Below are 23,001 nucleotides of genomic sequence, written 5' to 3'. Positions count from 1 at the left end.
CGGTATGAGTGTCCATTGTCAACGGACACTGACAACGGGTAAACGCCGATATATACGCAGATCGGCAAGAAGTTATCGTTGCGCCCTGACGCGTGGATCATACTGGTAATACCAGTTGGGATTCGGGCCCGGTGACACAACAAAGACGAGGAGACTTGCCATGACACCCTACCAAGCCGGCCAGGCAATAACGCCGGCAGCCGAGGCCGACATCCCGGCCGTCGCGCAAGAAAACGCGCTCTACCGCAAGGTGGCATGGCGACTGCTGCCGTTCCTGATGCTGTGTTACGTCGTTGCGTATCTCGACCGCGTCAACGTCGGCTTCGCCAAGCTGCACATGCTCGCCGACCTGCAGTTCAGCGAAGCCATGTACGGCCTGGGTGCGGGCCTCTTCTTCATCGGCTACTTCTTCTTCGAGGTGCCCAGCAACATGCTGATGCACCGGATCGGCGCCAAGGCGACCATCTCGCGCATCATGATTACCTGGGCGCTAATCTCGGCGGCGATGATGTTCGTCACCACGCCGACGCAGTTCTACGTGCTGCGCCTTCTGCTCGGCGCCGCCGAGGCCGGCTTCTATCCCGGCATGATCCTGTATCTGACCTACTGGTTTCCGTCGCACCGCCGCGCCAAGATGGTGGCGCTGTTCATGTGTGCCATTCCTGTGTCGGGCATCTTCGGCGGGCCGCTGTCGGGCTGGATCATGGAATCGATGCAGGGCGTATCGGGGCTGCGCGGCTGGCAGTGGATGTTCCTGATCGAGGCGATCCCCTCGCTGCTCGTCGGCGTCGCGGTGATGTTCTACCTCGACAACAACATCCGTTCCGCGAAGTGGCTGACCGAATCCGAGAAGGCCGTGCTCGAACGCAATATCGCGAACGAACGCCAAACCAAGGACGCCCATCCGACGCTGCGCGCGTTGTTCGCCGATACGCGCATCGTCAAGATGGCCTTCATCTGCTTCTGCACGGTGATGGGCCAGTACGGATTGACCTTCTGGCTGCCGACGCTGATCAAGCAGTCGGGCGTATCGGGCGCGCTGCATATCGGCCTGCTGACCGCGGTGCCGTTCTCGGTCGCGGTCTGCTCGATGATCCTGGTCAGCCGCAGCTCCGATCGCATGCGCGAACGCCGCTGGCATCTGATCGTGCCGTTCTGCTGCGGCGCTGCGGGACTGATGCTGAGCGCCGTGTTCAGCGACAACGTGACATGGTCCCTCGCCGCGCTGGCACTGGCCGCGGGCGGTAGCCTTGCCACCTCCCCGCTGTTCTGGAGCCTGCCGACCGCCATCCTGTCGGGCGCCGGCGCGGCCGCTGGCATCGCGATGATCAACTCCTTCGCCAACCTCGCCGGCTTCCTGAGCCCCTACATGATCGGGCTGATCAAGGACGCGACGCAGAGCACCAACCTGGCGATGTTCGTCCTCGCCGGCGTGCTGCTGATGGGCGCCCTGCTGACGTACACGGTGCCTGCCAAGCTGGTCAACAAGTAGGCGTCGCGGCGCGAGGGGCGCGCCGACGCTCGGGTACAATCGTCTGCCTGAGCGGCGCCCCTCCGCTTCGTTGCGCGGCCAGTTCGTCCGCTGCTGCCTTGGCGCTCTTCCTCGTTCAGACATCCAGGCATGTTCAATTCGACCGCAGTCGCCGCCAATGCCGCCCGGCTGATCCAGCAGTGGATCCACGACGGCACCTATCCCGCGGGCTCGCTGCTGCCCTCCCAGCGCGAGCTCTCCGAGCGCCTCGGCATCAGCCGCACCTCGCTGCGGGAAGCGTTCTCGACCTTGCAGGGATTGGGTCTGATCGTGCCGCGCCCAGGCAAGGGGGTCTACGTCGCCGAAAACCCCTCGCCCTCCGTCCAGCCCTGGCGCTTCGCCGATTCGCATTCGCTGACCGACATCTACCAGCTGCGCTTCGCGCTGGAGAATTTCACCGCGCGGCTCGCTGCATTGGTGGTGGAGCCAGCCGATATCGATGCGCTGCGAGCCAATGCGGAAGCCATGCAGGCCTGCATCGAAGCGTCGGACTTCACGCAAGCGGCGCAGCTCGATTTCGATTTCCACATGCAGATCATCGCGATCTCCGGCAATCGGGCGATTGCGGAGATCCTGCGCAACAGCGCGGAGATCATTCAGGAAAGCCAGCGCCTGCCGTTCTACAAGCGCGGCGCTCGGCGGGCTACCTTCAACGAGCACACGGCGATTATTGATGCGTTGGCTGCGGGAGATCCTTCACTGGCGCAGCGGGCGATGGCCGAGCACATCGTCCAGGCGGCGCAAAGGGCGGGGGTGCATTTTCCGACGAGTTCGGATGGCAGCCTCGGGGCTCCGTCCCGCCAATAGCTTGGGTCCCTCGGGTTTAGCACCTCCATTGACATGTGGAGGAGCTCGGTGCCGTTACACCAACAATCAACAAAGTTGGACCGCCGCCATCAGGTGCTGCAGTGCCTGCCACCAAGCTTGGAGCCCGGAAACGAGCTGGGACACCCGGCAGATCCCGGCCCGCGTCAGAAAATCCGCCGCGATATCCTCTCACGATCTTTCAAGTTTTAACGTCGAGCAGCAAAAAATGGGGATAGAATCGTGACCGTTCGTCACACACTTGACCCAGAGCATGAGCGCCCGACACCCTGAAGTGAAGATTGAGGCTAACCCCACGAAGCGAACGGCTGCGAGCATCACTTCGGACGACGACCTGACACTCGTCAAGCGTGTCTTGGAGATCTACGACCAAAAGAAGGTTGCAGAGCTATTGAACGAGGCGAGTCCGGGACACTGGTGCAGGGAAACCATCAATCGATGGGTCAAAGGAAAGGCGTCGCCGAAGCTTTCTCACGCCGAGTACGGCCGCCTCGAGTCGCTACTGCCAGCCCGCAAAGTTTTGGACCCCGACTTCACCTTTATCGACCTGTTCGCTGGCATAGGGGGAATTCGGAAAGGCTTTGAGAGCATTGGCGGAGAATGCCTGTTCACGTCCGAGTGGGACAAGAATGCTGTGCGAACATATAAGGCGAACCATTTCTGTGACCCGGAACGCCATCGCTTCAACCTAGACATCCGGGACATCACACTATCAAATAGACCCAACGTCACCGAAGAGGAAGCGTACCGGAATATCGACCGCGAAATACCGAATCATGACGTATTGCTGGCCGGCTTTCCCTGTCAGCCTTTTTCTGTTGCGGGAGTATCCAAGAAGAATTCTCTAGGGCGAAAGCACGGATTTGAATGCGAGACACAGGGAACGCTGTTCTTCGACGTAGCACGGATATTGGCGGTTAAGCGGCCGGCTGCATTTCTTCTCGAGAACGTAAAGAATCTCAAAAGCCATGACAAGGGTCGCACCTTCCGTGTAATCTGCGAAACGTTGGACGAGCTTGGGTACGAAGTTGCGGACATTAACACCCCCAAGGGTCAAGATCCAAAAATAATCGATGCGCAGCTTTTCTTGCCGCAGCATCGCGAGAGAATCGTCCTGGTAGGGTTTCGTCGTGACCTCGGCATTCATCATGGTTTTACATTGAAAGACATCCATAAATATGTCCCAACAAAGAAGCCTTCGTTTGGCGAATTACTTGACAAGGACATTGATGAAAAGTACATACTGACCCCCAAGCTGTGGGAGTACCTATATCGGTATGCCGAAAAGCATCGTTTGAAGGGCAATGGTTTCGGGTTTGGACTGACGAGATCAACCGATATCGCTCGGACACTGTCAGCCCGGTATCACAAGGATGGCTCCGAAATACTGGTAGACCGGGGGTTTGACGAGGCCGATGACTTTCATAGCGAATCGAATATGAAAAAACGGCCACGCAGACTTACACCACAGGAGTGCGCCAGACTGATGGGCTTTGACCAACCAGGCGAGTCCAGCTTCATCATTCCTGTGTCGGATACGCAAGCGTATCGGCAATTCGGGAATTCCGTGGTTGTCCCGGTTTTTGAAGCTATCGCGAAACTGATGAAAGACAGAATTTTGTTAGCCAAGGCGGCCCAAGCCAAGCCAGTTTTGCACCAGCTGGAAATGGAATTTACCGATTAACATTGAAATCGAAAATTCCTTCACCAAATCAGAGCAACACTGGATTCGATAAAGAGGTGTCTTTGGAGGTGTGACTCAACGAAGGGCGGAAGTAAAAGCGATATGCGCAATTGTCGTGCGCACACAATATTTTACGTCTCCAGAAAAAGACATATTCATTGGTCACACATTATCTCGACGCCACACATCTATTTGCACTTCATAATTCGGCAGCGCACATGAACTTCCGTGGATTTCCCTTCTCGGTGGTGACATGGTAGACATTGTCAATAGGGAAACTCGATCGCGAATGATGTCGGGAATCCGCGGCAAAGACACCTCTCCGGAACTATCGGTACGTCGCTTCCTGCACGCCCGCGGATATCGATTCCGCCTTCACCGGAAAGATTTTCCCGGAACGCCCGATCTTGTGCTTGCGAAATACAAGGTTGCCATTTTTGTCCATGGTTGTTTTTGGCACCAACATCAAGGATGTGCGTATGCAGCGACTCCCGCAACCCGGCCTGATTTTTGGGCGTCAAAACTTGCTGGTAACGCGGAACGAGATAGCCGTCATATCGAAGCGCTAATCCGCTTAGGATGGCGTGTACTAATCATCTGGGAGTGTGGCCTTCGGCATCGAGGCAACGAACTGTGCGAAATAGAGGCGTTTTTCGAAGCACCCGACACCGTAGCCGAGTGGCCGCAACGTCCGCCCAAAGCCCGCTCCCCAAAGTAACGCCTCCAACACGATATGACCACGCTGAACCTCCCGCCGCTTCTAATACCGTCGGTTGGATATATTGACGTCACGTCTTCTTCACATGTACGCTCCCAAGCTATCGGCGCGCAAGACGCGCACCGCCAGCTTGGATCAATGGTGAAGCGTGAATAAGGGCGCACTGTCGGATTACTTTCACGGCGTAGGGACAAAAATTCTCAAGGGTACTGAGATAGATCCCACCGTTTCAAATGGCCATGAATTTCAGGGTATCGATGTATTCCGTGCCTTTTTAGGCACGCCCGCAGAAAAAACGTCCATACCGGTTACTTATGTATGGCTGGAAGATGATGCAGAACCATCGGCTCTTCCATTGCACGGTACTTGGTATGACAGCCGGCGAGGAAAGTCGCACCGCAATGCCGAGTACAGGCTGTATTACCCGGCGGCGGCCGAGGAGGTTGCCTACCGTGCGAAACCGGGAGACCGCCTGTTTCTCTGCAAGCCCAAAGATGGCCCTGTCCTGGCGCTGTTCTGCAAACGGCAAAGTTCGATTGAGCGCCAGCTCCTCTGGCTCTTCGGATTGCAGGACAGTGAGAACACGGACCTCCAGCAGATTGACCTCCGGGAAGGTGGAGGGCGCTTTCTCGATATCGCAGCCCGCCACGTCCTTGAGCTCATCAATGTGGAGGTCGTAGTAACGGAAGACGGTCTGCTTGAGAAGCTACTTAACCACTTCAAGGAAGCCCGCGAAAATTCGTTCCCGTCGACAGTGAAGTTCTCGCATTTCGCCAGACGAATGGCGGCCGATGCGGACCCGGTCGCTGACCCCGATAGCTCACTCCTGCGGTGGATGGATCTAGAAGAGCGTCTTTTCATGACGCTCGAGAAGTATTTTGTCGGCCAGCGTTTGCAACGGGGATTTATGGTCCAAGGCCAGCCAGATGTCGACGCCTTTCTCGCATACTCACTGTCGGTGCACAACCGAAGGAAGTCGCGAGCAGGTTGGGCCTTGTGCAACCATATTGAAGCACTGCTACGAGCGCATAACATCGTATTCAAACGTGAGGCGAGAACCGAAAAACGCAATGGCCCGGATTTCCTCTTCCCCGGAGAAGCCGAATATCACGACGCCTCTTTTCCCGACGCGCAGCTTATGATGCTGGCAGCCAAAACTTCCTGCAAGGACCGGTGGCGGCAGGTCTTGGCTGAAGCGGACCGGATCTCGCCAAAGCACCTGCTTACCCTCGAACCCGGTATATCGCTTGCTCAAACTTCTGAAATGCGGCGGTCGAACGTTCATCTCGTCGTGCCGCAGCCCCTACACGAGTCGTATTTGCCGCAACAACAGGATCAAATCACGACAGTCGCAGGATTCGTCGAGCTCTTGCGAGGGACCACTAATTTATATGTAGGTCAAATAACCCGTTCGAACCACATTAGTTGACTTCCAGCGATAGGGATACGACCGCGTAGCCCTCATCGAGTCGGCCCTGCCATTTAGAGGCGCCGGACCTCCCATGGAAAAAACTGCCATGAATCGTCTTCACCCTTTTTGCCCCCGAGAACGCAGTGCACGGAGGAGGTCATCGCACGCGCGGAGCTTAGGGTCAGTAACCTGACCCAATGGGCGTCGCTAGCATAAATCGCGCTCTGAACGACATACGCTTGATTGACAACCAGCCAAGTCGAAGTGCATCTTCAACCAAGCCCGATCGAGATTCGGCGAGGGTGACACCGGCAGCGCAGCGTACATCAAGCTCGATCAATGAGGGAATAGCGGTACAGACTCCTGGGGAAGAAAATGATCAAACCAATACTGGAGTTTCTGAAGAACGAAGCAGGCGAGGAAGAGGGTCTTGGCGATGCGGGCATCGAGACATTCCGGGACGCTCCCTATGCGAGCTGCGCTCGCGAGGCGGGACAGAATTCGCGCGACGCTGCGGCCGACAACGGTGCACCGGTGCGCATGACGTTCGATGTATTCGAAATATCGCCCCACGAGTTTCCATCGTATGATCCCCTCAGAAGCGCATTGTCAGCATGTAGTGCCGAAGCTCGTGAGGAACGGGCTAAAGAGTTCTTTGCGAACGCGTGCGCAACCGCCGACCGCCCCACGATTGCGGTGTTGAAAATTGCGGACTACAACACTAAAGGACTCATGGGGCCTCCCGATGAACCCGGGACGCCCTTTCACTCGCTGCTAAAGGGTTCCGGAGTGAGCAAAAAGGAGAGCGAAACTTCCGGTGGATCGTTCGGAATTGGCAAAAATGCCTCTTTTGCCGTTTCCGACCTGCAGACATTGTTCTATTCAACAATCTACAAAGAACCACTCTCCGGGTCAGTGCATTTTGCTGCGCAAGGAAAAGTCAAGCTTGCTTCGCACACGGATCCTCAAGGCGTAATGCGCCGCGCAACGGGTTATTGGGGCGACAAGACGGACTTTCGCGCCATCTGCGACCCCGCACAAGTACCCCAATGGATGAGGCGGGACGAAGCTGGAACGTCCATTTTTTGCATGGGCTTTCGGAAATCAAAAGACTGGGCTGAGCGAATGACATACTCGCTCGTCTCCAATTTCTTTGGCGCCATTCATCGGGAGGACATTGCTTTTGAGGTTGATTCTGGAAGAATAAAGGTCAATAGAAATACCCTCGAAAATCTAATGTCCCGCGATGATATCAAGTCGGCCGCAGAAAATACAGGTCACCTCGCGGATCTGGAGTTCGCCCGCCAGCTATATCGTTGCCTCGTATCGGAGATGGCCAAGGAGGAGATTTTCGATATCCCCGAGCTCGGACAAATTCGAGTTCGCATTCTTACTGAAGTAGACATGCCTCGCAGGGTGGGTTTCATCCGGAACGGGATGCTTATTACGGACAACCTACGTCACTTCGGGCATGCGTTGGCACGTTTTCCTGGATCGCGAGACTTCATTGTCTTGGTCGAACCCCACGACGGCGAAGCGGGCAAGTTGCTGAAAAAACTGGAGAACCCCGCTCATAGTGCGTTTTCGGCCGAGCGTATAGCTGATCCTATAAAGCGCTCTGCCGCGACACGCGCAATGCGGAAACTCGGGGAACGCATTCGCGACATGATCCGCGATACTGCGGGGGTACAACCTCAAGGATCGGTTGTTCTAGACGAACTGGGACGCTTCTTCGCCGAGCCAGGGAAGGCCGATGCCCAGCCCGGCTCCAACGCCGAGAGCGACCCCGAAAAGTACACCTATGATGCCGCTAAACGCGAACGGCTCAAAGGTGGTCAACCTAGTACGGATGAAGGTGCTTCAGGTGGACAAGCCGGCAAGCGCTCTGGCGGGCCCAAGCGCGACCCAAGCGGACGCGGAAAAGTTGGTCCCGGCGGAGGAGGCGGCGGCGGAGATTCAGGCTCAACGGCTACTCAAATTGCAGTGGAACTGAGAGATGTCCGAAATCGGATAGAACGAGACATGAACGGCAAAGCACGGGATCGTGTTCTGTATTTCAGCCCCGTAAGGTCAGGACGTGTGGCACTCACAGTGCAAGCGCTCGGCGTAAATGCTCCAGACAAGCTGATGCTTACCGCCTGCGGCATCGGTACGCTTTCGCACGGCACTGTCAATCTGCACGTAGAAGCAGGGCAGCGTTATTCATTTTCCGTATCATTTGATGAGCCCTACGAAGGGCCGATTGAACTCCTCGCAATGACGGCAGACGCTCGCGGAGCGCTAGCATGAGGCTATCCGACGATACTCGATTTCCGCACCCTGTCTTGAGCCCGTTCACTGGCGACTTCACTTCAGGCGAGTTCAATATCGATTTCCGCGTGGAGGAGAATCGTGAAACTGGATCACTTTCCCTAGACTATCGAATCAGCCTCACAGAGCCCGGGATCAAAAGCTTGCTTGAAAGCAACCGGGCAGCAGTTGGCTGCTTTATTCGATGTAATGATACATATTTCACTGAACTACGCCGACTTGCGTGGGACTCCGGCCGCTTCGACTTTCCCCCAGGCGCATTGTTAAATCGCGTTCTGTTGCGGCCCATAATTTGGCTAACTGACCCACTCACAGACTGGGATCCCGGCACGATTCATGCCGAATTCGCCCCACCTATTTCACTAGAGAATGGCGATATTATTGCCATAGGTGACGAATCGATTATCAGCGTTGGACTAGCAAAACTCACGCCTATCGAAAGCATCTTTGAACTCGACACATCACGCGACATTCCCGAAGGGAAAATTCAAGTCATCCTTGACAGAAACCGCATAGCTATTTTGGTAGCGCCCAATACATATAAAATGATCAGCCTACTTCGGGGACAGTCAGCGGGTGCCCCTGTAATCATGAATGCGGTTTATTTACCGGCGATCATGGAAGTACTTGATGCAATTCGAGATGCCCAGGATTCTTATGAGTCTCGGCGGTGGTTTAAGCCATTTATGGCACGGTGCGACGCCAAAGGCATTACCCCGGGAGCTGGCAAGTCAATTCTCGAAGATGCGCAGGCGCTACTCGAAAACCCCATTCGCACACTTGACAGCATTTTGGTAGGCGACGTCCATGGCGAGTGAAGCGCTTAAATTCCTGTCGGAAGCAAAATTACAACAGTTATACGAGGACATTTCCACCAACCGGCAGCGCTATAAGATCGGGGATTTCAAGGATCTTTTAGGGGACAACGGATGGGAAATTGAAAGTTCCGTCGTACGCATTGACCGCGAAAAATTCTCCATGCTTGACGGAGCAGAGGAGACAGCTGAAGCCTACGTACGAAACTCCCTCCTCGTCCACCAAGCGCTCGAAGGCATGACTCCCGCCATAGCCCGTGAAGAACGCGTCTGGGTACGTCTCACTCACATAGAGTGCATAGACTACACGCGCGCCCGTTGGCTACGGAAGATCAAAGACGACCAATTGGACAAATCAGTGGCGCTTCACTTTTTTGCTCAAGGACGTACGGGCGTTCGGGACGACAATGCCGTTTCCAAGTTGTGGTGGAATGTGCACATAGCAAAGATAGCCGACCCTTCAGATCCAGAAGGGACTCTTCGTCTCATTCTGAAGACTGCCGATATCCGACAAGCTTTTGTTGAGAGACCTGGCACCGCAGCCCGAGGGCCCCTTGCTAAAGCGGTCGTTCGCGCGATGAAATCAATATCTTGGCTCACATCGACGGAAGCAGCATTCCGACAATTCATGATTGCGCTAAATCGCGATGGAGGAGGGGTTTTATTCGAAGCCCTCACGCAAAATGAAGCTGATAGGCTAGTTGCGAGCTGTGTGGCCAAAGCGGAAATTCACTTATCGCGCGGAACTTGAAGGAGCCAGCCCAAGGCTTCACTCTTTTGCGGTGTTAATTGTTCGCGGGCGCGGGGGTGAGACCCGGAAGGCTGACACGAATGACGCCCCGGCGCATGAACATGGATGTGTTCTCGAAAGCGACAGGAAGTCAGATGATGCCAAACATCCGAGGAATGGATACTCGACCCGAGCTGGTAGTACGGTAGCTTTTACATTCCTCAGGCTTTCGCTATCGGTTGCATCGAAGAGACTTGCTGCCTCATCCTGCCAAAGTATCACGCTCCAGTATTGGTACATGGGTGCTTTTGGCACCATAGCAACTGCCCATTGTACGGACATGCAGCGCCCACAAAAGCAAAAGGGTCACGCGAAACTCGCGTAACCCTTGAACTCTTTGGTGCCGGCTGCAGGACTCGAACCCGCCACCTGATGATTACAAATCAACTGCTCTACCTGATGAGCTAAGCCGGCATGAATGCAGACCGCGATTCTACTGCATGCGGGCTGCCTTGGCGATGGTTGGCCAGTCAAGAACTGACCGGCCGAAGGGGCTTACTTGACGACCTTCAACGAAGGCTTGCGCGTACCAATCCGGGGCACCGGGGGCGGATTCGGATCGTCGTCGTCCGAAGCATCGGCGCCGTCGGCTTGCGCGGCGCCATCGCTTTCGACCGGAGCCAGTTTCGGCGGCGGATTCAGTTCTCGTTCGGTTGCAGCCTGGGTCTCTGGCACGCTGCGTTCGACCGGGAAGGCCATGCCCTGCCCGTTCTCGCGCGCGTAGATTGCCAGCACGTTATCGACCGGCACGTCGAGCTTGCGCGAGACGCCGCCGAAGCGGGCGCTGAAGCTGATCCACTCGTTGCCCATTTCCAGACCGCTGGTCGCGTCGAAGCTGACGTTCAGCACGATCTCGTTGTTCTTGACGAATTCGCGCGGCACGTTGGTGTTCGCGTCGACGAACACGGCGATATACGGAGTGAAGCCGTTGTCCGTGCACCATTCGTAAATGGCGCGGATCAGGTAGGGCTTGGTCGAGGTTTCAGGCATAAGACTTCCAGTGGCGTCGCGCCGGTGGCCCGAGCGGGCTCGGGCCGGGCCGGCTTAGCGGCGCATCACCTTTTCCGACGGGGTCAGCGCTTCGATATAGGCGGGGCGGCTGAAGATCCGTTCCGCGTACTTCAGCAGCGGCGCGGCGTTCTTCGACAGCTCGATGCCGTAATGATCCAGGCGCCACAGCAGCGGGGCGATGGCAACGTCCAGCATCGAGAACTCTTCGCCGAGCATGTACTTGTTCTTGACGAAGATCGGCGCCAGTTGCGTCAGGCGGTCGCGGATCGCGCCGCGGGCACGCTCGTGGCTCTTCTCGGCGGTCTTGCCCTTTTCGTTCTCCAGCACGTAGACGTGGGTGAACAGTTCCTTCTCGAAGTTGAACAGGAACAGGCGGGCGCGGGCGCGCTGCACCGGATCGGCCGGCATCAGCTGCGGGTGCGGGAAGCGCTCGTCGATGTACTCGTTAATGATGTTGGATTCGTACAGGATCAGGTCGCGCTCGACCAGGATGGGGACCTGGCCGTAGGGATTCATCACCGAGATGTCTTCCGGCTTGTTGAACAGGTCGACGTCGCGGATTTCGAAGTCCATGCCCTTTTCGAACAGGACCAGGCGGCAACGCTGAGAGAACGGGCAGGTGGTGCCCGAATACAACACCATCATGGTTGGGATTCCTTGGAGGCGGCGCTAGGCCGAAGTTGGGTCAAACATTCTGTCAGAACCCACCATCGGAAAGCAAATTCGTTACAAATAGCGTAACGGAATGCTGGATTGGTGGCTCGGCGGGCGCCGCATGGGGCGCCCCGGGCTCGATCCAAAATTCATTCCGTCACAAAGGAAAAAGGGCCAGGCGGTGCCGCATACGCAACTCCGCACTAGCCCTCGGGCGGTCTACCGGAATTACTTGACGTCTTTCCAGTAGGCGGCGTTCAGGCGCCAGGCGAACACGGTGAAGACGCCCAGGAACAGCAGCACCCACACGCCGAGACGGCGGCGATGGTTCTGCGCCGGCTCGGCCATCCAGTCCAGATAGGCGACCAGGTCGGCGACGGCGGTATCGTACTGCAGCGGCGTCATGCTGCCGGGCGTCAGCTGTTCGAAACCGACGAACTTGTGCACTTTCTGACCATGCTCTTCCGCTTCGGCGAACTTGGCGGCGCGCTGGCCCTGCAGTTCCCACAGCACGTGCGGCATGCCGACGCTCGGGAAGACCAGGTTGTTCCAGCCGGTCGCACGGGTGTCGTCGCGGTAGAAGGTACGTAGATACGTATACAGCCACGCGTCGCCGCGGGCGCGGGCGATCACCGACAGATCCGGCGGCGCGGCGCCGAACCACGCCTTGGCGTCCTTCGGCTGCATCGCGATGGTCATCGTTTCGCCGACCTTGTCCGCGGTGAACATCAGGTTCTCGCGGATCTGCTCTTCGGTCAGGCCGATATCGCGCAGCCGGTTGTAGCGCATCATCGACGCGCCGTGGCAGTTCAGGCAGTAGTTGACGAACAGCTTGGCGCCACGCTGCAGCGAGAACAGGTCGCTGGTGTTGACCGGCGCCGGCTCGAGCGGATAGCCCCCTTCGGCGGCGATGGCGGGCGCACCGGCAAAGCACGCACCGGCCAGCGCGAGAATGGAAAGCAGCTTTTTCATCGTTGTTCCTTGTCCTTGGGCCTGGCTTAGTGGTGCTTGAACGTCACGCGGTCGGGCACCGGCTGGAAGGTGCCGACGCGGCTCCACAGCGGCATCGCGAGGAAGAAGGCGAAGTACAGCAGCGTACCCAGCTGCGACACCTTCTCACCGATCGGCGACGGCGGCTGCACGCCGAGGTAGCCCAGGATCAGGAAGAACACGACGAAGACCATCAGGATCGTCTTGTGGAAAGCCGGACGGTAGCGGATCGACTTGACCGGCGAATGGTCGAGCCAGGGCAGGAAGAACAGGATGATCACCGAACCGCCCATGATCACCACACCCCAGAACTTGGCGTCGATGAAGTAGAAGCCCAGCGCCAGCAGCACGGCGATCGCGACCGCGATGCCCTTGACCTTCAGGCTCTTGCTGCGCAGGAACAGGATGCCCAGCAGCACCGCGAAGAAGATCCACAGGATCGGCAGGAAGTTGGCCGTGGTGGCACGCAGCATCGAATAGAACGGCGTGAAATACCAGACCGGCGCGATGTGCGGCGGCGTCTTCAGCGGATCGGCCGGGAAGAAGTTGTTGTGTTCCAGGAAGTAGCCGCCCATCTCGGGGAAGAAGAAGATCACGGCCGAGAAGAGGATCAGGAACACGCCAACGCCCATCAGGTCGTGCACCGAGTAGTACGGGTGGAACGGGATGCCGTCGATCGGCACGCCGTTTTCGTCCTTGTTGGCCTTGATCTCGACGCCATCCGGGTTGTTCGAGCCCACTTCGTGCAGGGCGATGATGTGCGCGACCACCAGACCCAGCAGCACCAGCGGCACGGCGATCACGTGGAACGAGAAGAAGCGGTTCAGCGTTGCGTCGCTGACCACGTAGTCACCGCGGATGAACAGCGACAGGTCCTGGCCGATCACCGGGATCGCCGAGAACAGGTTGACGATCACCTGGGCGCCCCAGTACGACATCTGGCCCCACGGCAGCAGATAGCCCATGAAGGCTTCGGCCATCAGCGTCAGGAAGATCAGGCAGCCGAAGATCCAGACCAGTTCGCGCGGCTTGCGGTACGAACCGTACAGCAGCCCGCGGAACATGTGCAGATAGACGACCACGAAGAACGCCGAGGCGCCGGTCGAGTGCATGTAGCGGATCAACCAGCCCCAGGGCACCTCGCGCATGATGAACTCGACGCTGGCGTAGGCCACCGGGATGCCGGCGGCGTTCAGCGTGCCGTCGGGCTTGTAGTTCATCACCAGGAAAATGCCGGTGACGATCTGGATCACCAGCACCAGCAGCGCCAGCGAGCCGAAGAAGTACCAGAAGTTGAAGTTCTTCGGTGCGTAGTACTTCGACAGATGGTCTTCCCACAGCTGCGTCGCCGGGAAGCGCGCGTCGATCCAGCCCAGCAGGCCGGTCGTCTTGACTTGCTTTTCCGCCGCCATGATCAAGCCTCTCCTTTTTCGTCTTTGCCGATCACGATCGTGGTGTCGGTGAGGAACTGGTATGGGGGAACGTCAAGGTTCTGGGGTGCCGGCTTGTTCTTGAAGACGCGGCCTGCCAGGTCGAAAGTCGAGCCGTGGCACGGGCAGAGGAAACCGGGGTCGGAACCGAGGGTGGGATTGGCGCCAGCCGCGAACGGGCCGGACGGGGAGCAACCGAGATGGGAGCAGATACCGACGACGACGAGAATGTCCTTGTGCTCGGGCCGGGAGCGGGTTTCGTTCCTGCAGTACTCGGGGGTCTCCATCGTGAACGGGATTTCCGAGTCCGGGTCGGCCACTTCGGCGTCGGTCTTTTTCAGCGACGCCAGCATTTCGTCGGTGCGACGCAGAATCCAGACGGGCTTGCCGCGCCATTCGACCGTCATCATTTCGCCGGGCTTGAGCCCGCTGATGTCGGCCTCGACCGGCGCGCCTGCCGCCTTGGCCTTTTCCGACGGTGCAAACGTACTGACAAACGGCACCGCAACTGCCACTCCTCCGATGCCGCCAGCCACAGACGTCGCGATCAACCAATTGCGACGCCCCTTATCCACGCTCTTCACGCTTTGCTGGTCACTCATTCCAAACCCCAGGGGAAGTCAATTTAGATTTTGCGTCAACCGTAAATTGTACCTTAGGCACATTGGCCAGTGAAAGCGCGGTTACCCGGGGGTGTTCGGTCATCGCGCCAGGGTGTAGGGGAGCGACATCAGTCTGCCGCAAAGCCGCTTCAGGCTTGCGTTTGCGGCATCGTTGCGGCAGTCTTGCGCTGCGGTCCGTGGTGAAAAATGAACAACAGCAAGGAGTTAAGCCATGAGCATGATGTCGGAATTCAAGACCTTCGCGATGCGCGGCAACGTGGTCGACCTCGCGGTCGGCGTGATTATCGGCGCGGCTTTCGGAAAAATCGTGGATTCCGTGGTCAATGACCTGATCATGCCCCTGGTGGGCCGCATCATCGGCAAACTGGACTTTTCCAATCTGTTTCTGGTGTTGTCCGATCCCCCCGCGGGAACGCCAATGACGCTCGATGCCTTGAAAAAGGCCGGCGTGCCGGTATTCGCCTACGGCAATTTCCTGACCATCCTGGTCAACTTCCTGATCCTGGCCTTCATCATTTTCATGATGGTACGTGCGATCAATCGCCTGCGCGCCGCCGAACCGCCGGCACCGGCGCCAGAGGATCCGGAAGACATCAAGCTGCTGCGCGAGATCCGAGACAGCCTGAAGAGCAGCCGCGCCTGAGTGCAGTCGGTACCGGCCTCACGGCCGGCGCCCGGTGAGAAAGCCGGCCGAGAAAGCCCGCTTTATACCGGGTTCGGAATGTCGATGAAGGTATGGCGCAGGCCGAACTGCTGCGCCAGATGGGTGCCGAGCGCGCGGACGCCGTAGCGCTCGGTGGCGTGATGGCCGGCGGCGATATAGCCGACGCCGCTCTCGCGCGCCAGATGCGTGGTCTGCTCGGACACCTCGCCGCTCAGATAGACATCGACTCCCGCGGCAATCGCTCCGTCGAAATAGCCTTGCGCGCCGCCGGTACACCAGCCAACCGTGCGTACCGGCAGATCCGGATCGCCGATCGCCAGCGGCTCGCGGCCGAGCACGCCGGCGATGTGGTCGGCCAGCATGCGCAGCGTCATCGATTGCGGCAGCGTGCCGGTCCAGCCGAGCTGGTCGTCGCCGAAACGTCCGGTCGGATTCAAGCCGAGCTCGCGTCCCAGTTGGGCGTTGTTGCCTAGTTCGGGATGGCCGTCGAGCGGCAGGTGGTAGGCCAGCAGATTGGTGTCCGACACCAGCAGGCGGCGCAGCCGGCCATGCTTTTGGCCGATCACGCGGGCATCCTCGCCGCGCCAGAAATAGCCGTGATGGACCAGGATGGCATCGGCACCGGCTTCGATCGCGGCATCGAGCAGAGCAACACTGGCGGTCACTCCGGTCACGATATGAGTGACTTCCGGCCGACCTTGTACTTGCAGACCATTCGGACAATAGTCCTTGTAGCGGGGGACCTCCAACAGGTCGTTCAAGTACAATTCAAGCTCTTTTGTTTTCATTTTCAGCCCAAACTCCAATATGTTGCGCCGCTTCTGGCTGTTCTTTGCCCAGGCCGTCACGGTTGTGCTGGCCATCTGGTTTGTCGTGGCGACGTTGAAACCGGATTGGCTGCAACGCGGGCGCGTCGCGGTCCAATCCGGTTCGCCGATCGTCGCGCTCAAGGAAGTGGTGCCGAATGTCACCGGACCATCGGCGGAACGCTCGTATAGCGAGGCGGCGCAGCTGGCGATGCCGGCGGTCGTCAACATCTTCACCAGCAAGAACGGCGCGCGCCGGGGCAATCCGCAGGCCGACGATCCGTGGTTCCGCTTCTTCTTCGGTGACCGGCTGCCCGAGCGGCAGGAGCCGGTATCGAGCCTGGGCTCGGGGGTGATCGTCAGCGCCGAGGGCTACATTCTAACCAACCATCATGTGGTGGACGGCGCCGACGAGATCGAGGTCGCGCTGACCGATGGCCGCAAGGCCAACGCCAAGGTCGTGGGCTCCGACCCGGAAACGGACCTGGCGGTGCTCAAGATCACGCTGACGGATCTGCCGGCGATCACGCTGGGGCGCCTCGAGAACGTCAAGGTCGGCGATGTGGTGCTGGCGATCGGCAACCCGTTCGGCGTGGGCCAGACGGTGACGATGGGCATCGTGTCGGCGCTGGGCCGCAGCCACCTCGGCATCAATACCTTCGAAAACTTCATCCAGACCGACGCCGCGATCAACCCGGGCAACTCTGGCGGCGCGCTGGTCGACGCGCAGGGCAATCTGCTGGGCATCAATACGGCAATCTACTCGCGCTCGGGTGGTTCGCTGGGGATCGGCTTCGCGATTCCGGTGTCGACCGCCAAGCAGGTAATGGAGTCGATCATTTCGACCGGTTCGGTGACGCGCGGCTGGATCGGGGTCGAGCCGCAGGACATGACGCCGGAGATCGCCGAATCGTTCGGGCTCGAAGCGAAGGAGGGCGCGCTGATCGCCGCGATCGTCCAGGGCGGCCCCGCCGACAAGGCCGGCGTGCGTCCGGGAGACGTGCTGGTCGCCGTCCAGGATCAACCGATCACCGATACCACGGCCCTGCTCAATGCGATCGCGCAGCTCAAGCCGGGCACGGAAGTCAAGATGAAGGTCGTACGCCGCGGCAAGCCGACCGAAGTCACGGTGATGATCGGCAAGCGTCCTCCGCCGCCGCGGCGTGTGTTGCCGTACGACGAGGAAGATTGAGGAGGATCCTCCCTTCCCGTCGGCGGTCGAACAAAAGCCCCTTGGTGTTTGCCAAGGGGCTTTTTTATTGGCGTCTACCGATCGTGGATGAGCCGAGCGGTATGGATTGCCATTCGGATTGCCGATCGGTATGGCCTACGCCGCGCGATCTTTCGAGATGCGCGTGCTGATGGCGCAGAGCCGGTCTTCGCGCTGCCCTGCCCACCCACACCGAACCCGGCCATGCTTTGGGGGACCGATGAAGGCGATGCTGCCGCACCGACAGGCGTTCGGCTAAACGTCGACGCCAGCGTGGAGATACCAGGAGACGGTTGGAGCCCGACAGCATGCCGCCGCCTGTTCGTCTGCTCGTCGACTGCAATCCACAGCTAGAGCACTTCGGCGGGGCAGCGCGCCGCTTGCATAGCGCGCGTCGCAGCGCCCGATCCTGCAGATCCGGACCTGACAAAACGGACCCTACAAAACAAAACGCCGGCATCCCGAAGGATGCCGGCGTTTCGATCAAGCTAACTTGATGCGATTGCTCGCGTCAAATTAGAACTTGTGGCGCACGCCGATGATGGCACCGAACTGGTCCTTGCCCGGCTCCACGTTGAACGTGGCAGGCGCGGTGGCGGTAGCGGCGGTGTTGAAGCCCGACACGCCCAGAGCCGAACCATCCTTGTTCAGGGTGTACGACAGCGAGGTGTAGATGTCGGTGCGCTTCGACAGAGCGTAGTCGCCGGTCAGCACGAATTGCCACGGATCAGCACCGCTGCGGCGGAAGTCCTGGTAGTACGCAGCACCCGTGACCGAGAAGGCCGGGGTCATTTGGTACGCCAGGCCAGCCCAGTACAGGTTCGACGTCGTGGTGTCAGCACCAACAGCGCCCGGCAGAACAGCGCCGTCCGAAGCCTTCGCCCAACGGTAGCCAACGAACGCCTTGGCCGGACCGAAAGCGTAGGTACCAGCAACCGTAGCGCGGCGGATCACCGGAGCCTGGTTAGCTTCGGTACCGACGTGCAGGTCGTCGTAGGCAGCACCGATCGCGAACGGACCAGCTGCGTACGACAGCATGGCGCCCATTTCGCGGCCGAACACGTTGCGGCCAGCAACTTCTTGGCCGTCAGCGCGGAACGAGTACATTGCCGACGCGGTCAGGCCGCCGAACTTGCCGACGTACTTGACGGCGTTGTCAGCACGCGATTGGAACTCGACAGCTTGCGAGGTGATCGAGTAACGCGGAGCGATCGCCATCGGGTCGAACTGCAGACCGAAGTCGTAGAACGGGGTCTGTTGACGGCCCAGGGTCAGGGTGCCGAACTGGTTCTGCAGACCGACGTAGGCGCTACGACCGAACAGACGGCCACCTTGGCCCGAACGGCCGGTGTCGAGATCGAAACCGCTTTCCAGCACGAACAGACCCTTCAGGCCACCGCCCAGGTCTTCCACGCCACGCAGGCCCCAACGCGAGCCCGACTGGCCGCCGGACGTCATCTTGAACAGGTTTTCGCCCGTCTGACCAGCGTTGTTGTTGTACTCGATACCAGCGTCGACCACGCCGTACAGGGTCACGCTCGACTGGGCGTAGGCACCACCAGCGGCCAGGGCGGCGACTGCAGCTGCAAACAGTTTCATCTTCATATCGACACTTTCCTTGTCAACTGATTGGGAAATCTTGGGTTGCCCAAGTGCTTGGGCGACGCATTCACCATCACGTCTGCTGCGTATTATGTGTCAGGCTCCCGCGCGCTCAGAAGGCTTTTTCGTCGTAAACCGTTCCTGAGGGCGGCTTTTGTTGCTGAACAGCAACAGGAGAAACGGTGATTTTCCCCATTTTGGTGCAAAAAGGACGCAATGTTTGCGCCCCGTAGCACCAATCAGTCGGCTTGCGACTCCTTTGCGGCGCCGTCATTGGGCAACGGACGGCCGATGACCTTGGCCATCAGCAGGCCAAGCTCGTAGAGCAGGATCAGCGGAATCGCCAGCAGCAGCTGCGACAGCACATCGGGCGGCGTGACAATGGCCGCGATGATGAAGGCGCCAACGATCACATACGGGCGGATCTGCTTGAGTTTCTCCAGTTCCACCACGCCGAAGCGCACCAGCACGATGACGACCACCGGCACTTCGAACGTGATGCCGAAGGCGAGGAACGTTGTCATCGCGAAGCCGAGATACTTGTCGATGTCGGTCGACATCTCGGCGCCCAGCGGCGCGTTGTAGTGCGCCATGAAATGGAACACCGTGGGAAACACCAGGAAGTACGCGAACGCCACGCCGAACAGGAACAGCAGATAGCTGCTGGTGACCAGCGGCATGATCAAACGCTTCTCATGCTGATAGAGACCGGGCGCGACGAATTGCCAGACCTGGTACAGCACCCATGGCAGCGCGATCAGGAAGGCGACCAGCAACGTGACCTTCATCGGCACGAAGAACGAGCCGGTCACGTCGGTGACGATCATCTTGCCGCCCTTGGGCAGCGACTCCATCAGCGGACGCGCAAACAGATTGAAGATATCCGGCGCCCAGTACACCAGGCTGACGAATACCACCAGCACACCGGCGACGGCCTTGACGATGCGCTCGCGCAGCTCCACCAGATGCGAGATGAAGGTTTCCTGCTGGGATTCGTCTTGGGGTTCGGGAGAACGCGATTCGCTCATGGCGGCAGCCGCTCAGCAGCGGTGGGCGGACAACAGGGAAGAGAAAAGCGACATCGCACGCGGCAAGGCGCGCGACAAACGTGCGGACCGGTCGGCCGCCGGCATCGGGGCGGACTGCCGCATGGTCACTCGAAGAAAGAACGCGCGGGGCGCGTTGCCGGGCGGTGCCGCTTGACGCGGGCAGCGCCGGACTGCGCCCAGCCGCGGACATTGTTCTGGCGCTTGTACCACTTCGGCACGGCGGCCTGCTTGACGCGCCAGCTCTTGCGGCCGTTGTGCATCTTGTGCGCGGTATCCCAGCTCGGCACATACGGCGCCGGCGCATCCCCCGAGCCGGCGCCGGGCGCGCCAGGCTCGGCGATCGCATCCGACAATGCCTCGTTCAGCGACTGGGTCTGCTCGTTGACCTCTTTATGGATGGTCCGCTCGACGTCGCGCGCGGCGTCCTCGAACTCGGTACGCATCCGACGCAACTCATCGAGTTCGACTTCGCGGCTGACCTCCGCCTTCACGTCGCTGATATAGCGTTGCGCGCGGCCGACCAGCGCGCCGACGGTGCGGGCGACCTTGGGCAGCCGCTCGGGCCCGATCACGATCAGCGCGACCGCGCCGATCAGCGCCAGCTTGGAAATGCCCAGATCGATCATGCGGGATTCAATGCCAGTGCCGACAGCGGGCGGGCGCAATGCCGCACGCCGCTGCCGGGAGGAAGGAGGAAATCAGTGTACCGGGGCACGGCCGGACCGATGCGGGGCCGTGCGGGCCGGACGCCGACTGACTGCATGGTCGGATTACTGCTGCTGGCGCGACTTTTCCTTGGCGTCCACGTCGATCGTGGTCGAATCGCGCAGTTCCTTCGGCGTACCGGTGGCAGTGTCCTCGCCCGCCGGGGCGTTGGGGTCCTTCATGCCGTCCTTGAAGCCCTTGACCGCGCCGCCCAGATCCTGGCCGATGTTGCGCAGCTTCTTCGTACCGAAGACCAGCATGACGATCACCAGCACGATCAGCCAATGCCAAATGCTAAACGAACCCATTTTCCTGCTCCTGATGAAGCCCCGCGGGGCACCTTGCCACGCGGACCCGTTGTTCCGTCCGAGCTCGCACGCCGGGCGACGGTAGCCGGCGCTGTTTCGTCCGCCGCAAGCGGCCAGACGTGATTCTCTACTGAAGGCTTGCCGCGGCTACGGCAGCGCGACCTTCCATTCGGTCCGCGGCCCGCCCATCACGTGCAGATGCAGGTGATAGACCTCCTGGCCGCCATCCGGACCGGTGTTGATCACGGTGCGAAAGCCATTGCCGCAACCCAGTTCCTGGGCCAGCTGCGGCGCCTTGAGCAGCATTTTAGCAAGCACGTCGCCTTCGCCCGGGCCACAGTCGGCGAGCGAGTTCACATGCACCTTCGGAATGATCAGGAAGTGCACCGGCGCCTTCGGATGGATATCGTGGAACGCCAGCATGTCGGCGTCCTCGTACACCTTGCGCGACGGTATCTGGCCGGCGACGATCTTGCAGAAGATGCAATTCTCGTGTGCGTTCATGAAAGTTTCATTGCGAAGTGAAGGACACCGGCAAGCCCGATTCGACCCTGGCCCAGTTCGCGCCGTCTAGAAACGCTGCTCCGGGTACATCGGCTTGCTGTCGTTCAAATACAACCAGCCTTTGACAATACGGTAAAGAATCCACAGCGACAACAGGCCCCAGACGATGAAGGCCAGCGCGATGCCGACCACGGTGGCGAACAGCACGCCGCCGAGCACGGTCCACGCGACCGACCACCAGAACGATCGGATCTGCCACGCAAAGTGCGATGCATAGAGCGTGCCGCGCGCATCGTCGCGCTTGACGTAGTTGATGATGATCGCGATCAGCGCGGTGATGCCGCCGGTCAGCCAGAAAATCGCATACAGCCCGTACAGGATGTGGGTCAGCTTGCGCAGGCTGTCGAGCTGCGCGCCGCCGCTGCTCGGCACCACCTGGCCCGGATAATCGCGGCCGGGATAGTCGTTGCTCATTGCGCCTCCTTGCATGTGCGCACGGTTCGGTCCAGACGATACTGTGCCACACGATACACCGCGGCCCGCCGAGGAGCGCCGACGATCACTTCGACTCGGGCGTGCGCGCCGCCTTTTCGGCCAGTCCCGACAGCCCTTCGCGGCGCGCCAGTTCGGCGACCACGTCGGCCGGGCTCAGGCCGAAGCGGGCCAGCAGCACCATGCTGTGGAACCACAGGTCCGCGACCTCGTAGACGACCTTGTCGAGCGCAGGCGCGGCGAGACCCTCGGCGCGCGCGTCCTTGGCCGCCATCACGGTTTCGGTGGCTTCCTCGCCGATCTTCTTCAGGATCGCGTCGTCGCCCTTGTGGAACAGCCGCGCCACATAGGACTGGTCGGGATCGCCGCCGTGTTCCGGCTTGCGCGATTCGAGTACCGCGGCCACCCGTGCCAGCACGTCGGCCAGCGCGTCCGCCTGGTTTGCAGAAGCGTCGCTCATCAGTGATTGCCGCCGTAGATGGACGAGGGGTCCTTCAGCACCGGTTCGACGGTCTGCCAGTCGCCGTCCTCGACGTCGCCCTCGAATTTCTGGAAGAAGCAGGAATGGCGGCCGGTATGACACGCGATGTCGCCGGCCTGCGTGACCTTCAGCAGTACCACGTCCTCGTCGCAGTCCAGCCGGATCTCGTGCACCTTCTGCACATGGCCCGATTCCTCGCCCTTGTGCCACAGCCGCTTGCGCGAGCGCGACCAGAACACCGCCTCGCCGAGCTCGACGGTGCGCTGCAGCGCCTCGCGATTCATGAAGGCGAACATCAGCACGTCGTTGGAACCGACTTCCTGCACGATCACCGGCACCAGGCCGTGATCGTCCCACTTGACCTTGTTGAGCCACTTCTTTTGCATCG

Annotated in this window: 24 protein-coding genes and 1 tRNA gene; 10 read left to right on the top strand and 15 right to left on the bottom strand. The window is 59.7% G+C overall.

Annotated features, from left to right (window positions below; genetic code table 11):
- Positions 1–160: 160 nt before the first annotated feature.
- From LRR16_RS14740 to LRR16_RS14705, 8 genes are all read left to right on the top strand, one after another.
- On the top strand, positions 161–1,492 hold the full coding sequence (locus tag LRR16_RS14740) for an MFS transporter (protein ID WP_232206333.1): 1,332 nt from the start codon (positions 161–163) through the stop codon (positions 1,490–1,492).
- 129 nt (positions 1,493–1,621) lie between these two features.
- Entirely contained in the window at positions 1,622–2,338 is a 717-nt protein-coding gene (locus LRR16_RS14735) for a FadR/GntR family transcriptional regulator (RefSeq protein ID WP_232206332.1), read from the top strand.
- A 271-nt stretch (positions 2,339–2,609) separates the two neighbouring features.
- Positions 2,610–4,040 carry a DNA (cytosine-5-)-methyltransferase gene (dcm, locus tag LRR16_RS14730; RefSeq protein WP_232206331.1) on the top strand — a complete coding sequence of 477 codons (1,431 nt, stop codon included), beginning with the start codon at positions 2,610–2,612 and terminating at the stop codon, positions 4,038–4,040.
- 253 nt (positions 4,041–4,293) lie between these two features.
- Positions 4,294–4,758, top strand: coding sequence for a very short patch repair endonuclease (locus tag LRR16_RS14725; protein ID WP_255674136.1), 465 nt, complete (start codon positions 4,294–4,296; stop codon positions 4,756–4,758).
- Between the two features lie 148 nt (positions 4,759–4,906).
- Positions 4,907–6,187: a type II restriction endonuclease gene (locus tag LRR16_RS24510; RefSeq protein WP_232206330.1), complete on the top strand. Its 1,281-nt coding sequence runs from the start codon at positions 4,907–4,909 to the stop codon at positions 6,185–6,187.
- A gap of 357 nt (positions 6,188–6,544) precedes the next feature.
- Positions 6,545–8,458 (top strand): hypothetical protein, encoded by a 1,914-nt coding sequence (locus LRR16_RS14715; protein ID WP_232206329.1) that lies wholly within the window; start codon positions 6,545–6,547, stop codon positions 8,456–8,458.
- Positions 8,455–9,297, top strand: a complete 843-nt coding sequence (locus LRR16_RS14710) for a hypothetical protein (RefSeq protein WP_232206328.1) — start codon at positions 8,455–8,457, stop codon at positions 9,295–9,297. The genes LRR16_RS14715 and LRR16_RS14710 overlap by 4 nt, the downstream gene beginning before the upstream one ends.
- Positions 9,287–10,045, top strand: coding sequence for a DUF6339 family protein (locus LRR16_RS14705; RefSeq protein ID WP_232206327.1), 759 nt, complete (start codon positions 9,287–9,289; stop codon positions 10,043–10,045). Before LRR16_RS14710 ends, LRR16_RS14705 begins: the two co-directional genes overlap by 11 nt.
- Positions 10,046–10,422: 377 nt before the next feature.
- Here the strand turns inward: LRR16_RS14705 and LRR16_RS14700 are convergent.
- From LRR16_RS14700 to petA, 6 genes are all read right to left on the bottom strand, one after another.
- Positions 10,423–10,498, bottom strand: a tRNA-Thr gene (locus tag LRR16_RS14700).
- A gap of 81 nt (positions 10,499–10,579) precedes the next feature.
- Positions 10,580–11,074, bottom strand: a complete 495-nt coding sequence (locus LRR16_RS14695) for a ClpXP protease specificity-enhancing factor (RefSeq protein ID WP_006575791.1) — start codon at positions 11,072–11,074, stop codon at positions 10,580–10,582.
- A gap of 54 nt (positions 11,075–11,128) precedes the next feature.
- Positions 11,129–11,740, bottom strand: coding sequence for a glutathione S-transferase N-terminal domain-containing protein (locus tag LRR16_RS14690; RefSeq protein WP_006575790.1), 612 nt, complete (start codon positions 11,738–11,740; stop codon positions 11,129–11,131).
- A gap of 237 nt (positions 11,741–11,977) precedes the next feature.
- Positions 11,978–12,721, bottom strand: a complete 744-nt coding sequence (locus LRR16_RS14685) for a cytochrome c1 (RefSeq protein ID WP_232206326.1) — start codon at positions 12,719–12,721, stop codon at positions 11,978–11,980.
- 26 nt (positions 12,722–12,747) lie between these two features.
- Positions 12,748–14,151, bottom strand: a complete 1,404-nt coding sequence (locus LRR16_RS14680; RefSeq protein WP_006575788.1) for a cytochrome b — start codon at positions 14,149–14,151, stop codon at positions 12,748–12,750.
- A gap of 2 nt (positions 14,152–14,153) precedes the next feature.
- Positions 14,154–14,771 (bottom strand): ubiquinol-cytochrome c reductase iron-sulfur subunit, encoded by a 618-nt coding sequence (gene petA / locus LRR16_RS14675; protein ID WP_023263298.1) that lies wholly within the window; start codon positions 14,769–14,771, stop codon positions 14,154–14,156.
- Positions 14,772–15,003: 232 nt separating this feature from the next.
- On the opposite strand from petA, the gene mscL reads away from it, so the two are divergent.
- Positions 15,004–15,435: a large conductance mechanosensitive channel protein MscL gene (gene mscL / locus LRR16_RS14670; protein ID WP_064577018.1), complete on the top strand. Its 432-nt coding sequence runs from the start codon at positions 15,004–15,006 to the stop codon at positions 15,433–15,435.
- A 62-nt stretch (positions 15,436–15,497) separates the two neighbouring features.
- On the opposite strand, the gene LRR16_RS14665 is transcribed toward mscL, so the two are convergent.
- The gene (locus tag LRR16_RS14665) at positions 15,498–16,244 is read right to left on the bottom strand and encodes a Nif3-like dinuclear metal center hexameric protein (protein WP_232206325.1); all 747 of its coding nucleotides are present in this window, start codon (positions 16,242–16,244) and stop codon (positions 15,498–15,500) included.
- 19 nt (positions 16,245–16,263) lie between these two features.
- On the opposite strand from LRR16_RS14665, the gene LRR16_RS14660 reads away from it, so the two are divergent.
- A complete protein-coding gene (locus LRR16_RS14660; protein WP_006575784.1) occupies positions 16,264–17,454 on the top strand; it encodes a Do family serine endopeptidase in 1,191 nt (396 codons plus the stop codon).
- A gap of 534 nt (positions 17,455–17,988) precedes the next feature.
- Here LRR16_RS14660 and LRR16_RS14655 read toward each other — a convergent pair.
- The 8 genes from LRR16_RS14655 to hisI form a co-directional block, all read right to left on the bottom strand.
- Positions 17,989–19,077 carry a porin gene (locus LRR16_RS14655; RefSeq protein WP_006575783.1) on the bottom strand — a complete coding sequence of 363 codons (1,089 nt, stop codon included), beginning with the start codon at positions 19,075–19,077 and terminating at the stop codon, positions 17,989–17,991.
- A gap of 236 nt (positions 19,078–19,313) precedes the next feature.
- Positions 19,314–20,102: a twin-arginine translocase subunit TatC gene (gene tatC / locus LRR16_RS14650; RefSeq protein WP_006575782.1), complete on the bottom strand. Its 789-nt coding sequence runs from the start codon at positions 20,100–20,102 to the stop codon at positions 19,314–19,316.
- Between the two features lie 125 nt (positions 20,103–20,227).
- Positions 20,228–20,749, bottom strand: a complete 522-nt coding sequence (tatB, locus tag LRR16_RS14645; RefSeq protein ID WP_006575781.1) for a Sec-independent protein translocase protein TatB — start codon at positions 20,747–20,749, stop codon at positions 20,228–20,230.
- A gap of 144 nt (positions 20,750–20,893) precedes the next feature.
- A complete protein-coding gene (gene tatA, locus LRR16_RS14640; protein WP_006575780.1) occupies positions 20,894–21,136 on the bottom strand; it encodes a Sec-independent protein translocase subunit TatA in 243 nt (80 codons plus the stop codon).
- Positions 21,137–21,283: 147 nt separating this feature from the next.
- Positions 21,284–21,640 carry a histidine triad nucleotide-binding protein gene (locus LRR16_RS14635; RefSeq protein WP_006575779.1) on the bottom strand — a complete coding sequence of 119 codons (357 nt, stop codon included), beginning with the start codon at positions 21,638–21,640 and terminating at the stop codon, positions 21,284–21,286.
- Positions 21,641–21,706: 66 nt separating this feature from the next.
- Positions 21,707–22,114, bottom strand: a complete 408-nt coding sequence (locus LRR16_RS14630; protein ID WP_232206324.1) for a hypothetical protein — start codon at positions 22,112–22,114, stop codon at positions 21,707–21,709.
- Positions 22,115–22,199: 85 nt separating this feature from the next.
- Positions 22,200–22,592 carry a phosphoribosyl-ATP diphosphatase gene (locus tag LRR16_RS14625; RefSeq protein WP_232206323.1) on the bottom strand — a complete coding sequence of 131 codons (393 nt, stop codon included), beginning with the start codon at positions 22,590–22,592 and terminating at the stop codon, positions 22,200–22,202.
- Positions 22,592–22,999: a phosphoribosyl-AMP cyclohydrolase gene (gene hisI, locus LRR16_RS14620; RefSeq protein WP_006575776.1), complete on the bottom strand. Its 408-nt coding sequence runs from the start codon at positions 22,997–22,999 to the stop codon at positions 22,592–22,594. Before hisI ends, LRR16_RS14625 begins: the two co-directional genes overlap by 1 nt.
- Positions 23,000–23,001: the final 2 nt, after the last annotated feature.

Source organism: Cupriavidus sp. UGS-1, assembly GCF_021213615.1.
Taxonomy (GTDB): domain Bacteria; phylum Pseudomonadota; class Gammaproteobacteria; order Burkholderiales; family Burkholderiaceae; genus Cupriavidus.
The sequence above is the reverse complement of the archived record's forward strand: the minus strand, read 5'-3'. Positions and strand labels throughout refer to the sequence as shown.

Bases quoted from the DNA above. Each gene is read 5' to 3' on its own strand.
- tatB (WP_006575781.1), bottom strand. From the start codon at position 20,749: ATGATCGATCTGGGCATTTCCAAGCTGGCGCTGATCGGCGCGGTCGCG.
- LRR16_RS14685 (WP_232206326.1), bottom strand. From the start codon at position 12,721: ATGAAAAAGCTGCTTTCCATTCTCGCGCTGGCCGGTGCGTGCTTTGCC.
- LRR16_RS14690 (WP_006575790.1), bottom strand. From the start codon at position 11,740: ATGATGGTGTTGTATTCGGGCACCACCTGCCCGTTCTCTCAGCGTTGC.
- petA (WP_023263298.1), bottom strand. From the start codon at position 14,771: ATGAGTGACCAGCAAAGCGTGAAGAGCGTGGATAAGGGGCGTCGCAAT.
- LRR16_RS14625 (WP_232206323.1), bottom strand. From the start codon at position 22,592: ATGAGCGACGCTTCTGCAAACCAGGCGGACGCGCTGGCCGACGTGCTG.
- LRR16_RS14665 (WP_232206325.1), bottom strand. From the start codon at position 16,244: ATGAAAACAAAAGAGCTTGAATTGTACTTGAACGACCTGTTGGAGGTC.
- LRR16_RS14710 (WP_232206328.1), top strand. From the start codon at position 8,455: ATGAGGCTATCCGACGATACTCGATTTCCGCACCCTGTCTTGAGCCCG.
- hisI (WP_006575776.1), bottom strand. From the start codon at position 22,999: ATGCAAAAGAAGTGGCTCAACAAGGTCAAGTGGGACGATCACGGCCTG.
- LRR16_RS14735 (WP_232206332.1), top strand. From the start codon at position 1,622: ATGTTCAATTCGACCGCAGTCGCCGCCAATGCCGCCCGGCTGATCCAG.
- tatC (WP_006575782.1), bottom strand. From the start codon at position 20,102: ATGAGCGAATCGCGTTCTCCCGAACCCCAAGACGAATCCCAGCAGGAA.
- LRR16_RS14725 (WP_255674136.1), top strand. From the start codon at position 4,294: ATGGTAGACATTGTCAATAGGGAAACTCGATCGCGAATGATGTCGGGA.
- LRR16_RS14660 (WP_006575784.1), top strand. From the start codon at position 16,264: ATGTTGCGCCGCTTCTGGCTGTTCTTTGCCCAGGCCGTCACGGTTGTG.
- LRR16_RS14695 (WP_006575791.1), bottom strand. From the start codon at position 11,074: ATGCCTGAAACCTCGACCAAGCCCTACCTGATCCGCGCCATTTACGAA.
- LRR16_RS14715 (WP_232206329.1), top strand. From the start codon at position 6,545: ATGATCAAACCAATACTGGAGTTTCTGAAGAACGAAGCAGGCGAGGAA.
- LRR16_RS14655 (WP_006575783.1), bottom strand. From the start codon at position 19,077: ATGAAGATGAAACTGTTTGCAGCTGCAGTCGCCGCCCTGGCCGCTGGT.
- tatA (WP_006575780.1), bottom strand. From the start codon at position 21,136: ATGGGTTCGTTTAGCATTTGGCATTGGCTGATCGTGCTGGTGATCGTC.
- LRR16_RS14630 (WP_232206324.1), bottom strand. From the start codon at position 22,114: ATGAGCAACGACTATCCCGGCCGCGATTATCCGGGCCAGGTGGTGCCG.
- dcm (WP_232206331.1), top strand. From the start codon at position 2,610: ATGAGCGCCCGACACCCTGAAGTGAAGATTGAGGCTAACCCCACGAAG.
- LRR16_RS14635 (WP_006575779.1), bottom strand. From the start codon at position 21,640: ATGAACGCACACGAGAATTGCATCTTCTGCAAGATCGTCGCCGGCCAG.
- mscL (WP_064577018.1), top strand. From the start codon at position 15,004: ATGAGCATGATGTCGGAATTCAAGACCTTCGCGATGCGCGGCAACGTG.
- LRR16_RS14705 (WP_232206327.1), top strand. From the start codon at position 9,287: ATGGCGAGTGAAGCGCTTAAATTCCTGTCGGAAGCAAAATTACAACAG.
- LRR16_RS14740 (WP_232206333.1), top strand. From the start codon at position 161: ATGACACCCTACCAAGCCGGCCAGGCAATAACGCCGGCAGCCGAGGCC.
- LRR16_RS14680 (WP_006575788.1), bottom strand. From the start codon at position 14,151: ATGGCGGCGGAAAAGCAAGTCAAGACGACCGGCCTGCTGGGCTGGATC.